The organism is Nostoc sp. CENA543 (assembly GCF_002896875.1).
Classification (GTDB): domain Bacteria; phylum Cyanobacteriota; class Cyanobacteriia; order Cyanobacteriales; family Nostocaceae; genus Trichormus.
Window position 1 is genome coordinate 4819334 of the sequence record NZ_CP023278.1, and the last position, 12829, is coordinate 4832162.

Below are 12829 nucleotides of genomic sequence, written 5' to 3' on the forward strand. Positions count from 1 at the left end.
GATTGGGGATTAGGTGCTGGGGATTGGGGCAGAAGTATTAAAAAATTACCCTATTCCCCATTCCCTATGCCCTAATCTCAGTATGCTCCGTTATTTTTGGGCATAATGACTACATCAATGGTTTTGAGGATAATCCATAAATCCAGCCACAAGGTTCTAGCTTTGACATAATGCAGGTCTATTTGTACTCTGCGGGGGTAGGGAATGTCATTGCGCCCAGAAACTTGCCATAATCCGGTAATTCCTGGTCTGATAGTTAAAACCTGATCAATGTGAATTCCGTATTTCGGCAGTTCTTCTGCAACTAGAGGACGCGGGCCGACGACACTCATATCCCCTTTTAAAACGTTCCAGAACTGAGGAAATTCATCCAGGCTAGTAATTCGTAAAAAACGACCTATTCTAGTAATTCTAGGGTCTTTTTTCAGCTTAAAACTGCTTTCAAATTCTTGCCGCAACTGGGGTGATGTTTCCATCATTTGGACGAGAACTTCGTCTGCATTCCGAACCATTGTACGGAACTTAATACAATTGAATGGCTGGTAATTTTTTCCGATTCTTTCCTGGACATAAAAAATCGGGCCTTCCGAACTCAAAGCAATCAGCAAGGCCAAAATTAAGTAGACAGGAGAAAACAGAATCAAAACCAACAAAGAAAACACAATGTCGAACAGTCTTTTGAAAAACTCTCCGTTTAAACTGAGAAAAGACAAACCTTGAGGTTTTCGTCTAGGTGTCTTTGTTTTTTGACCTCGCTTGATTACAGAACGCGTAGACGAGCTAGCATCTGTCTTTAAGCGTCGCTTACCGGAGAGGAGTGAGCTCTGGGCAGTCATCATACTCCTTAATAATCCACACCACACATAGTCCCAATCTTAAAGCTAAAAGGAGGTGCTTCTGGGGTAAAATCGCCAAAAGCACAAAAAACAATTACAAAAAATTCTGGCTGTCACGTTCCAGAATGCCTTTTTTATGATGCTGATTTAAAAAATCTAGGTAACGTTGAGTAAAAACTTGGGGTGAAAACTGAGCAGCGTGCGATCGCATATACTCAGGACTAAGAGCATCTTGATAAATTTCAAATTTCTCTACTGTCTCCACTAATGCCTCTACTGTTTGGCGCGGAAATAATATCCCCGTACCATTATCTTTAAAGGATCGCACATCTTTAACTGTTTCTAAAGCACCTCCTGCACCATAGGCAATCACGGGAGTACCACAAGCCTGCGCCTCTACTAAAGCAATACCAAAATCTTCACAAGCAGCATACACAAATGCCTTAGCCCTAGCCATATATTTTTTTACCACTTCATCAGGTTGCCACCCCAGGATTTTGATATTAGAGTTTGCTAGCTTGTGAATTTGTTTCATTTCTGAACCTGTACCAATGATTACCAATGGACGCTGCAATTGATTGAACGCTTGAACAATTAGAGATACTTGCTTATAGCTCACTAACCGGGAAACAGTGAGATAAAAATCCTCTTTTTGAGGTAAAAAAGGAAATTGATCTACATTGACTGGGGGATAGATGACTGTAGCTTCTCGTCGATAGCAACGCCAAATCCTCCGAGCTGTATGGTGAGAGTTAGCAATAAAATAGTCAACTCGGTTTGCACTTAGGACATCCCATTGACGTAGTTGATGAAGCAAGTAGCGAGTCACCCACCCAGCTACACCACGCCCCAACTTACTGTGGTGTAGATAATCAAAAGTTAAGTCCCAAGCATAGCGCATAGGGCTGTGGCAATAGCAAATATGCACCTGGTCGCCAGTGGTGATCACGCCTTTGGCTACAGCGTGAGATGAAGACAAAATAACATCATACTGGCGTAAATCCAGTTGTTCAATTGCCAATGGTAAAAAGGGCAGGTATTTTTGAATCCCATTTTTGGCAAAGGGAAAATGCTGGAGAAATGTACTACCAATCTGACGTTGATATAGATAACTGTCAGGATTGGTGGATTCAAAGTCAATGAGGGCATACAAATCTGCCTCAACGTGGTTCAAAATTTCTCTTACGACTAATTCTGAACCACCGGTGGCTTTTGGTGTGAGCCACTCATGAACAAGAGCATATTTCAAGGGCACAGCTAACTTTAAAATGTAAAAAATATATCAAGCAGAGTGTGAGGTTAACTGCAAGGTTTCCCTTTGCGATTGAGGAATAGGAAGCGCCCCAGATTAAAAATCCAGACGTATTTCTTCTAGTGGATGTTCCAGAGGGATAGGCAACCTGATAACCTCAAGAAGATTGGGTAAGAGAAAGGCAAAAGTCAAAAGAAAATAAATCTTTGTACTTTTTACTCCCCTCTAGTTCCTAAAAAATACGTAGGAGTCGGTGATTTATGCGAATTTTGATCATGGGTGGTACCAGGTTTATCGGTGTTTATCTAACTCAGATACTTGTGGAACAAGGACATGAGGTAGTGCTGTTTAATCGTGGTAATCGTCCCCTGCCAAGTTTACAGGGAGTAGGACAAATTATAGGCGATCGCACTGATCCTACACAGCTCAAGGAAAAATTATCACCAGAAAATTTTGATGTCATTTTTGACAATAATGGTCGGGAATTGACTGATACTCAACCACTAGCGGAAATTTTTGCCGGACGGGTGCAACATTTTGTCTATATGAGTTCTGCGGGGGTATATCTTAAATCTGACCAATTACCCCACGTTGAGGGTGACAAGGTAGACCCAAAAAGCCGCCATCGGGGGAAACACGAAACTGAAGCGTATTTACAGCAGCAGGGATTACCTTTTACTTCCATTCGCCCTACCTATATTTACGGGCCGTTAAATTATAACGATTTAGAAAGTTGGTTCTTTGATCGGATTGTACGCGATCGCCCAATTCCTATTCCTGGTAACGGCTTACATATTACTCAGCTAGGCCATGTCAAAGATTTGGCTGTGGCCATGTCCCAGGTGATTGGCAATCAGCAGGCGATTGGACAAGTGTATAACATTTCAGGCGATCGCTTTGTTACCTTTGATGGTTTAGCCCGTGCTTGCGCCCAAGCTGCCGGTAAATCACCAGATGACATCAAAATTGTGCATTACGACCCGAAAAAATTTGATTTCGGTAAACGCAAAGCTTTTCCGATGCGCGTACAGCATTTCTTTGCTTCTGTACACAAAGCGCAAACAGAATTAAATTGGCAGCCCCAATACGATTTAATCTCCGGGCTAACTGACTCTTTTGAAAATGATTATTTAGCCACCAGAAGAGATCAAGCAGAAATCGACTTCTCTGTTGATGAAGAAATTTTACAAGCTTAGTCATTAGCTATGGGGCATAGGGCATAGGGCATGGGGCATAGAATTTTTCTCTTTTTACCCCTCACTTTCCCAGTCCCCAGTCCCCATTCCCCAGTCCCTATAACTGATTCGGGTCAATGCCTAATTCTTTTAACTTAGCAGCTAATTTTTCTGCGCGTTGATTTTCTTGTGCTAGTAGTTCTACTGCTGTGGGAATCCAATTCCCTGCTGTATCGTACCAGCGTAACCACAGGCGTTCAATTCCTTGGTAATACCAATTCGCGAAAATATTGATACAGACGGAAACCATGAAAGCTTTGCTGCATCTAAGTTTTTTAATTGCGAATTGCGACTTGCGAATTGTGAATTGGTATAAGTACCTTGCCAGAGTCCTAACCCTACTTGCAGACTCGGCATCCAAATTTGTGGTGTACTTAAGTCAATGGGGTGATAACTGTCTGCGACTAGTTGGAAGGCTTGGAGTTTATCTGTGTAGCGGTCAAATACGATGTAGTAAGGAATTCGCAAAATTCGTTCATATACCTCCCATTTAGTCGGAGGTTGACTAACTTCTCGTAAAGTTTGACCTAAATCTTCCTTCTCCGTCCCAGGAGATAATAATTCTACCACCACAAAAGGAGCGACACTTTCTTGCCAGATGACATAACTTAAACGTAAATCTCTTTGTTCATATAAACGAGAAACCCCAACTACTGCAAACCAGTCAGGACGTTTGTACCATAGGGGATTGTGAGTGTCGTAATACAAGTTTAAATCAGTAGCAACTAATACTTGATCTGCTGGGTAATTAGGAGTAGAGAAAGTTTCTCTTAAAAGCTGTGATTGCAAAATGTGAAATTCATCAGGCAAGCCAGAATCCTCCAGGTATTCGCTAGGAAGATCATACATAGTAGGTAGGGCTACTTTGGCAGGCTGGGGAGGGTCTGTTTGATACATAAGTCAAGTCCTAACCGACTAATTTTAAGTTAGCAAAGAAAGGCATAACTTTGGTATAAACAAAAATATATTCAACCAACTTTTTTAAACCATATGTCAACAATATTAGTTACAGGAGGAGCAGGATTTATTGGTGCTAATTTTATTCTTTTAGCGAGAAAACTAAATTGGGCAAATGTCATTAATTTGGATAAGCTAACTTATGCTAGTAATTTAGATAATTTAGCAGCATTACAAACAGACAATAACTATCATTTTATTCAAGGAAATATTAATAATTTTGAGTTGGTTAGTTATATTCTAGAGCAATATCAACCTGATGCTGTCATTAATTTTGCGGCAGAAAGTCATGTTGATCGCTCAATTTTTAGCCCCCAGGATTTTATTGATACTAACGTAATCGGAACTTTTCAGCTATTAGAAGCAAGTAAATTTTATTGGCAAAAATTATCAAAACAACAACAAAAAGAATTCCGATTTTTGCATATATCTACAGATGAGGTGTACGGCTCACTCACTCCCACAGCACCAGCATTTAAAGAGGATACACCTTATTCGCCTAATAGTCCTTATGCTGCATCGAAAGCATCATCTGATCACTTTGTACGCGCTTATTATCATACCTATGGGTTGCCGACTTTAACCATTAATTGCTCGAATAATTACGGGCCAATGCAATTTCCAGAAAAGCTGATACCTTTAATAATTCTCAATGCTATTGCTAGAAAAACATTACCCATTTACGGAGACGGGCAAAATATCCGTGATTGGCTTTATGTAATTGATCATTGCCAAGCTATATATCTAGTGTTAAAACAGGGAAAAATTGGCGATACTTATAATATTGGTGGGTTAAATGAACAAACTAATCTGACTGTAGTTGAAAAAATTTGTGCTATTCTTGATGAACTAATTCCTATAGCTAATTTTTCTTATTCATCGTTAATTAATTTTGTCAAAGACCGTCCCGGACATGACCGACGATATGCAATAGATTGTCAAAAAATTAGTCATGAATTAGGCTGGTATCCTCAAGAAGACTTTGATAGCGGACTGCTAAAAACTGTGCAGTGGTATTTAAATAATCCATCTTGGTTAGAGCAAGTTCGTTCTAGAAATTATCAAGCATGGTTACAGCAAAACTACGAAAATAGATAATGAATTGAGTGAATAATATTTGATGCTAATAATAAATTAAATATGAAAGGTATTATCCTCGCTGGAGGTTCAGCGACACGTCTTTATCCTATAACTCAAGTTATCAGTAAGCAGCTTTTACCTGTTTACGACAAACCGATGATTTACTATCCGTTATCTGTGTTAATGCTTGCAGGTATTCGGGATATTTTAATTATTTCTACTCCGACTGATTTACCTTTATTTCAAAGACTATTACAAGATGGTTCTCAGTGGGGTTTAAAGTTTAGTTATATTGCTCAACCAGAACCGGAAGGGCCTGCACAAGCTTTTATTTTAGGAGAAAATTTCATAGGTGATGATTCAGTCTGCCTAATTTTAGGTGACAATATTTTTTACGGACACGGTTTGACAGAAGTTTTAGTTAAGTCAGCAACTCTGAAAACAGGTGGATTGATTTTTGGCTATCAAGTAAAAAATCCCCAAATCTATGGAGTCATTGAATTTGATGCTGATGGTAAAGCGATAAATATTGAGGAAAAACCATTATTTCCCCAATCAAATTATGCTGTCCCTGGAATATATTTTTATGATTCACAAGTAGTAGAAATTGCTACTAATTTAAAACCTTCTATTCGCAATGAGTTAGAAATTACTGATGTCAATTTGATTTACCTAAAACGCAATCAGCTACAAGTCGAGTTACTTGGTAGGGGGTATGCTTGGTTAGATACAGGTACTCACGAATCTTTACATCAAGCCACTAATTTTATTCAAACTCTTGAGGAAAGACAGGGTTTAAAAATTGCTTGTATCGAAGAAATCGCTTATTTGAAAGGATACATTGATTTATCTCAGGCGCGTAAATTGGCTGAGTCAATGGCGAAAAGTAGTTACGGTGAGTATCTGATGAGAATTTTTGAACATGAGAAAAAATATGTTTTCAATAAAGTTGTCAATAGATAATTCTCGTTAGTCCAGAATCTCAAATAGAGATGATATTTATCACGTTTGCAAACAATAATATAGCAGTTCTATCTGATTTGTGAGAACTCGCGGTGTCAAGATCCCCGACTTCTTTAAGAAGTCGGGGATCTTGTGTCTCATGAATGATTTAGAACTGCTATATCAGTCTTATAAATAATTCCGTTAGATAGTGTTAGTTAGTTTCTGGAGATTGCTTGCTGGGAGAATTTTGAGGCCATAGATAAATTACCCCAGACACTAAAGTCAAAATTACAGAAATCCAAAAGGCGATGAGAGAAGGAGTTTCCCAGTTTGATGGTAAGGGTGCGATGAGCAAAGCGATCGCAATAATCTGACTCACCGTTTTGAGTTTACCCCAGATATTCGCCCCGCTAATCGTCGTTTGGTTAACTCGCCACCCCGCGATCGCTAATTCTCGCGCTAAAATCAAAAACACTCCCCAAGCTGGGATTTTTCCCAACTCCACTAACACTAGTAATGGTGCTAATACCAAAAACTTGTCTACTAAAGGATCAAGAAACTTACCTAAATCACTAATTTGATTCAGTTTTCTAGCTAAATAACCATCTAACCAATCTGTCAACGCTGCTACTAAAAAAATTGCTAAACATATCCATCTAGATTGTTCTGTAGGGTTGTACAGTCCATAAAGTAGAAATGGTACACCCAGTAGCCGAGAAAAAGTAATCCAATTGGGTAAAGTCACGCTGCTTCAATCCGAATGCAAAATTTAAAATTAATAAACCTATCAATAAATCTCCTAATGCCACTTTTTGGAGTGTAGCAATTGCAAAGTTTATATCATTATTAAAATTTTTTATAGTTTCAACCAGCCAAATAATTCTCCTAAAGTCAAATGCAAATCACTAACTAAATTGGGAACTGGTAAAACATCTTCTTCGTTTTCTAAAAATATTGGTTGTTGCTGTGGTGGATACACTATAACACTAGGTTCTTCTGGGTCGATTAACCAACCTAATTTAGTACCATAATTTAAGCAGTGTAGAATATTTCTAATAACTTTTACCCCATTTTGTTCGGGAGAGAGGATTTCAATTGTCCAATCTGGATATGTGTTAAACACATTAGCAACATTGCCTTTTTCATCAACAGGAATTCTCTCCCAAGCAAATACTGCAACATCAGGAACAGTGGAACGTCCGCCAAATGTACAACGTAATTCTGGGAAAGCCAGAGCAGTTTTATTTGCTTTGACTACACCATTAATGGTAGTGACTAATTCGCCTTGAAGTCTACTGTGTTTACCTTGAGGCATAGGTTTTTGAATGATTTCACCATCGATATATTCGCTGGCTGGTTCAGTTTCTGGTAGTTGCAAGAATTCTTCTAAAGATATCTTGCGCGTTGGTGTTTTAATCATAATATTTTCTGGTTCAGTTATTAATTACTAGTAGTCATCATTCTTATTTTAGTGTGCCATGTTGTCTGAGTTATTCTCTTCAAGAAACATAATATCTTGAGAATAATCAAGTTTTTTGTGTATTTGCATGGCATGATCTGTATTTTGAGATCATCTAAACAATAATATGAGCGACAATACAGATTTTCGCATCGAGCGCGATTCAATGGGCGATCGCCAAATCCAGAGTAATGTTTATTACGGTATTCAAACTCTACGAGCTATCGAAAACTTCCCGATTAGCGGACTTAAACCATTACCTACTTACGTAGATGCTTGTCTATTAATTAAAAAAGCTACAGCAATTGTCAACGGTGAACTTGGTTGTATTCCCCAAGATATTAGTCAAGCAATTGTACAAGCCACCGATGAAATTCTAGCGGGTAAATTTCGTGATCAATTTGTGGTAGATGTTTATCAAGCCGGTGCTGGAACTTCTCACCACATGAATGTTAATGAAGTCTTATCTAACCGGGCTTTAGAAATTCTCGGTGATGAAAAGGGAAATTACAAACGGGTGAGTCCGAACGATCATGTCAACTATGGACAGTCTACCAACGATGTGATTCCGACAGCGATTCGCATTGGCGGCTTGTTAGCACTGCAAAGGACATTGCACCCAGCTTTAGAAACAGCGATCGCTACCTTAGAAACCAAAGCTGTAGAATTTCAAGATATCGTTAAATCCGGCAGAACCCACCTCCAAGATGCTGTACCTGTCCGTTTAGGCGAAAACTTCCGGGCTTGGGCGCAAATCCTTTCCGAACATCAAAACCGCCTCTACGCCGCCTCTGGGGACTTAATGGTGCTAGGTTTAGGCGGAAGTGCAGCAGGAACGGGACTAAATACCCACCCCCAATATCGTTTCCGCGTCGTAGAAGTCCTCTCAGAATTACTCAATCTTCCTTTGCAACCTGCACCCCATCTCATGGCTGCTATGCAGAGTATGGGCGCGTTTGTGAATGTTTCCGGCGCATTAAGAAATTTAGCCCAAGATTTAGCTAAAATATCCCATGATTTGCGCCTGATGGATTCAGGGCCAAAAACCGGTTTTAAAGAAATTCAACTACCCCCAGTACAACCAGGTTCATCGATTATGCCAGGGAAATATAACCCCGTCATGGCAGAGATGACATCAATGGTATGTTTTCAAGTCATGGGTTACGACAATGCGATCGCTCTTGCAGCCCAAGCCGGACAATTAGAATTAAACGTGATGATGCCGTTAATTGCCTATAACCTGATTCACAGTACAGAAATTCTCGGTAATACTATCGCCGCCCTCACAGAACGCTGCATCCAGGGAATTACCGCTAACAAAGAACGTTGTTTAGCCTACGCCGAAGGCAGTTTAGCCTTAGTTACCGCCCTCAACACCCATATCGGTTACTTAAACGCCGCCGCCGTCGCCAAAGAATCCCTAGAAACAGGTAAATCTTTAAGACAGATAGTCTTAGAAAAAGGGCTGATGAGTGAAGCAGACTTAGCTACTGTGTTAAATCTAGAACAGATGAGCATGATTGTAGGGAATGGGGAATAGGGAATGGGGACTGGGGACTGGGAAAACAGGGGAAGAAAAACTTCACTCATTACTCATTACTTATTACTTATTACTCATTACTCACCACGGGCTAAACGCCCCGCTTCCGCTAACAGCACTCATCACTCATTACTTATTCGCACTTATTTACCATGCAACATTTAAAACCATCTGTCAGCCTTATCCGGGCTAATTCCTACGCCAAGGATTCTTTAAAAGAATATTTAACCACCTTATTAGAACCTTTAGGCGGAATGGCGGCTTTTGTCAAACCAGGACAACGCGTTTTACTCAAACCTAATTTACTCACCGGCTCACGTCCTCAAAAAGAGTGTACCACTCGCGCTGAATTGGTTTATGCGGTTGCCCAAATGGTCATCGCCGCAGGTGGAAAACCATTTTTAGGCGATAGTCCTGCTTTTGGTAGTGCTAAAGGTGTAGCCATAGCCAATGGTTATCAGCCCATCATTCAAGAATTAAATCTGCCTATCGTAGAGTTTCACGGACAGCGTTATCAAACCGTGAGTGAAAACTTTAATCATCTCCTACTCAGCAAGGAAGCCATAGAAGCAGATGTTGTGATTAACTTACCCAAAGTTAAATCCCATAGTCAATTAACCTTAACTTTAGGCGTTAAAAACCTCTTTGGTTGCGTTCCAGGCAAAATGAAAGCTTGGTGGCACATGGAAGCGGGTAAAGATGCTAACCGCTTTGGGGAAATGTTAGTGGAAACCGCCAAAGCCATTAATCCCGATTTAACCATCTTAGATGGGATCATTGGTCATGAAGGTAATGGCCCTAGTGGTGGCGAACCTCGGAACTTAGGTATATTAGCCGCAGCTACCAATGTTTTTGCCCTAGATAGGGCGATGGTGGAAATTCTCAATGTTCCACCCCATCAAGTCCCTACGGTTGCTGCTTCTCAACGCTTAGGAGTTTGTCCAGAACTGGCGGAGATTGATTTTCCCAATTTGCATCCTGATTTACTCCAAATCAAAGATTGGCGATTGCCAGATGAGTTAATGCCCATTGATTTTGCCATGCCGAGAGTAATTAAGTCTACTTTTAAACATTTATATATTCGGTTTATCAAAGAACCAATGAGTGCCTACGGTAGACAGTAGTTTATCGTGAGCATTTCTGCAAAAGCGAGTGCAAAACCTGCTACAACAATCTCGCAATCAGGAGGTTAGTCTATAGATTACCCTCCGATTGCTTAACTAGACCGCCCTTTAGTGGCGGTTTTTTCCAATTAGTCATTAGTCAATTGGTCAATAGTCATTAGTCAATAGTCATTAGTCAAGATTTACATACTTATATATCAGTTGACTAAATTTAAAGTAAGATTACTGAAATTTATTAATTGAGAAGATAGATATCATTTTTCGTGTGATTACTGAATGAACAATGGCAAAAATCAGTAATTTATATGTATTTCTGCGGTAGGATTTTTCAGGAATAGAAATCTGCTAACCTGTTTCTTATACTAGTATGAGAAACTGCGTCTTTATATGTTCTGATGAATCAAAAACGATATTAATTTCAGCATAATTTCGGTTAATACCCCAGTGTAAATAACCAACGAAATCGATAAAAATAGCTTAGACAAAGCTTTTGGAAATGATAAAATAATTTTTAATAAACAAAATTCAGGTAAAAAATTCATTGGTTGCAAGAGTCATATCTCCGCCCATTGAATGATTTTGTTAACCTAAATTTAACCTAATATGACATATCATGTACTCAATCAAGTGGAAAACATTGGTTTGCCATCATGTATAAAGCGCACCCATGATGAAATACTCAATTATGACACTTGCCTAACTGGTTGACGTTTTTCACGGCTACACATTTGACAATAGAAAGTAGCTAAAATAGGATCGAGACTCTCGACTAGAGAGCAAAACCATCATTAATTGCGAGTAACTCCAATTCTGTATGAATTCAGATAGTCAGTCTGCCAAACCTCCCGACACGTATTCCCATCGCTTGGCAGATTTCGTGGGAACATTAATAGCTGTAGTCACCCTAACACTACCTGTGTTTGTCATTGCCTACTATTCCACCAATGTTCCAGCAAGTCAACAACCCATAACTTATGAACTACCAGCAGGTGAACAATAAGCAAAATCAGCAATTATGAAATTTCACCAGCCAGCAGTTCCAAGCATATGGAGAAGAATTTTGATTTAGCAGCACTCCTAAATATATGACTTTGAGCTAAATCTGCGTTATTAGCTCCAATCTTTAGAATTTGACATTACGAATGGGGAAATCCCTGATTAGGGGAAAAAGTTAGTAAAAAGCGTCGCCATATCTTGATGGCGACGCTTTTTACTAACAAAAACTAATGTGGTTCAAAATAATACTTGGGAAGAATGTCCATCTTGGCCATAAAATTTTACACGGGGAGTATGTCCCCAATAAATTTTGAGTGAAATACAAAAGAGGAATTTCTTGTGGACTTATCCCGTATTCCAGCCCAGCCAAAACCCGGTGTCATCAATGTTTTAATTGAGATTGCTGGCGGTAGTAAAAACAAATACGAGTTTGACAAAGACCTGCAAGCCTTTGCTCTAGACCGGGTACTATATTCTTCAGTCAAGTATCCTTATGACTATGGCTTTATCCCTAACACACTAGCGGAAGATGGCGATCCTCTAGATGGTATGGTGATTATGGATGAACCCACCTTTCCTGGTTGTATCATTCCTGCTAGACCAATTGGTTTTTTAGAAATGGTGGATGGTGGCGATCGCGATGAGAAAATTTTGTGTGTACCAGACAAAGATCCACGTTACAGCCACGTCAAATCCTTAAGAGATGTAGCACCACACCGCTTGGATGAAATTGCTGAATTCTTCCGCAGTTACAAAAATTTAGAAAAGAAAGTCACTGAAATTCTCGGTTGGCAAGATGTGGACAAGGTTGCAGCTCTAGTAGACAAATCTATCAGAGCTTATAGGGGATAGTGGGCAATCGTTATTGGGTCAGACTAAAGTAAAAAGTAGAGAGTCTCCAGAACTGATTGCTTGATGAGTGCTTTTAGCATCACAGGTTTACGCCCCGTGATGCTAACAGCACTAATGAATTTGTGTTTGTTGCCAAGTATACCAATTGCCACATAACTGGAAAAGAAATGCTGCGTAACTTTCTCTTAGCAAAAATTCACAATTGCACCCTCACAGGCGCGAACATTAATTATGTGGGTAGTATCAGCGTCGATAAAATTTTATTAGAAAAGGCGGGGATTTTACCCTACGAGCAAGTGCAAGTAGTGAATAGTGCTAATGGCGAGCGTTTCATTACTTATGCTATACCAGCTCCAGCCTATTCAGGAATTATTGAACTAAATGGGGCTGCCGCCCGTCTAGGCATGATCGGCGATCGCGTGATTATAATGACATACGGGCAGTTTACGCCAGAGGAGATCAAAAGTTACACTCCTACTGTAGTCCTTGTGGATGAACACAACCAAATTTTGGAAGTACGCCACTACGACGACCTGCTCAATAAGGTCTAAAA

Annotated in this window: 13 protein-coding genes; 8 read left to right on the forward strand and 5 right to left on the reverse strand. The window is 39.8% G+C overall.

All coding sequences use genetic code 11. From position 1 onward, the window contains the following. Positions 1-77 precede the first annotated feature (77 nt). Both CLI64_RS20060 and CLI64_RS20065 read right to left on the reverse strand, forming a co-directional pair. Positions 78-836 carry a sugar transferase gene (locus CLI64_RS20060; RefSeq protein WP_103138857.1) on the reverse strand — a complete coding sequence of 253 codons (759 nt, stop codon included), beginning with the start codon at positions 834-836 and terminating at the stop codon, positions 78-80. Between the two features lie 94 nt (positions 837-930). Continuing rightward, a complete protein-coding gene (locus tag CLI64_RS20065; RefSeq protein ID WP_103138858.1) occupies positions 931-2091 on the reverse strand; it encodes a glycosyltransferase in 1161 nt (386 codons plus the stop codon). A 257-nt stretch (positions 2092-2348) separates the two neighbouring features. On the opposite strand from CLI64_RS20065, the gene CLI64_RS20070 reads away from it, so the two are divergent. Then, positions 2349-3284, forward strand: coding sequence for an NAD-dependent epimerase/dehydratase family protein (locus CLI64_RS20070; protein WP_103138859.1), 936 nt, complete (start codon positions 2349-2351; stop codon positions 3282-3284). Between the two features lie 180 nt (positions 3285-3464). On the opposite strand, the gene CLI64_RS20075 is transcribed toward CLI64_RS20070, so the two are convergent. Next, the gene (locus CLI64_RS20075) at positions 3465-4220 is read right to left on the reverse strand and encodes a Uma2 family endonuclease (protein WP_192881567.1); all 756 of its coding nucleotides are present in this window, start codon (positions 4218-4220) and stop codon (positions 3465-3467) included. 93 nt (positions 4221-4313) lie between these two features. On the opposite strand from CLI64_RS20075, the gene rfbB reads away from it, so the two are divergent. Continuing rightward, positions 4314-5378 (forward strand): dTDP-glucose 4,6-dehydratase, encoded by a 1065-nt coding sequence (gene rfbB / locus CLI64_RS20080; protein ID WP_103138860.1) that lies wholly within the window; start codon positions 4314-4316, stop codon positions 5376-5378. A gap of 42 nt (positions 5379-5420) precedes the next feature. Then, positions 5421-6323, forward strand: a complete 903-nt coding sequence (rfbA, locus tag CLI64_RS20085) for a glucose-1-phosphate thymidylyltransferase RfbA (protein WP_103138861.1) — start codon at positions 5421-5423, stop codon at positions 6321-6323. Positions 6324-6516: 193 nt separating this feature from the next. Here rfbA and pgsA read toward each other — a convergent pair whose 3' ends face one another. Together pgsA and CLI64_RS20095 are read right to left on the reverse strand one after the other, a co-directional pair. After that, positions 6517-7050 carry a CDP-diacylglycerol--glycerol-3-phosphate 3-phosphatidyltransferase gene (gene pgsA, locus CLI64_RS20090; RefSeq protein ID WP_103138862.1) on the reverse strand — a complete coding sequence of 178 codons (534 nt, stop codon included), beginning with the start codon at positions 7048-7050 and terminating at the stop codon, positions 6517-6519. 111 nt (positions 7051-7161) lie between these two features. After that, positions 7162-7725 carry a Uma2 family endonuclease gene (locus CLI64_RS20095; RefSeq protein ID WP_103138863.1) on the reverse strand — a complete coding sequence of 188 codons (564 nt, stop codon included), beginning with the start codon at positions 7723-7725 and terminating at the stop codon, positions 7162-7164. Between the two features lie 166 nt (positions 7726-7891). Here CLI64_RS20095 and CLI64_RS20100 point away from each other — a divergent pair, with 166 nt between their 5' ends. The 5 genes from CLI64_RS20100 to panD all read left to right on the forward strand — a co-directional run bounded on the left by CLI64_RS20100 (position 7892) and on the right by panD (position 12827). Continuing rightward, positions 7892-9304, forward strand: a complete 1413-nt coding sequence (locus CLI64_RS20100) for an aspartate ammonia-lyase (protein ID WP_103138864.1) — start codon at positions 7892-7894, stop codon at positions 9302-9304. A 152-nt stretch (positions 9305-9456) separates the two neighbouring features. Next, positions 9457-10428 (forward strand): DUF362 domain-containing protein, encoded by a 972-nt coding sequence (locus tag CLI64_RS20105; protein WP_103138865.1) that lies wholly within the window; start codon positions 9457-9459, stop codon positions 10426-10428. Positions 10429-11242: 814 nt separating this feature from the next. Beyond that, positions 11243-11428, forward strand: coding sequence for a hypothetical protein (locus CLI64_RS20110; RefSeq protein ID WP_103138866.1), 186 nt, complete (start codon positions 11243-11245; stop codon positions 11426-11428). 335 nt (positions 11429-11763) lie between these two features. Continuing rightward, complete coding sequence (locus CLI64_RS20115; protein WP_103138867.1) at positions 11764-12276, forward strand: inorganic diphosphatase; 513 nt, start codon at positions 11764-11766, stop codon at positions 12274-12276. A gap of 167 nt (positions 12277-12443) precedes the next feature. Continuing rightward, complete coding sequence (panD, locus tag CLI64_RS20120; protein ID WP_103138868.1) at positions 12444-12827, forward strand: aspartate 1-decarboxylase; 384 nt, start codon at positions 12444-12446, stop codon at positions 12825-12827. The last annotated feature ends 2 nt before the right edge of the window (positions 12828-12829 follow it).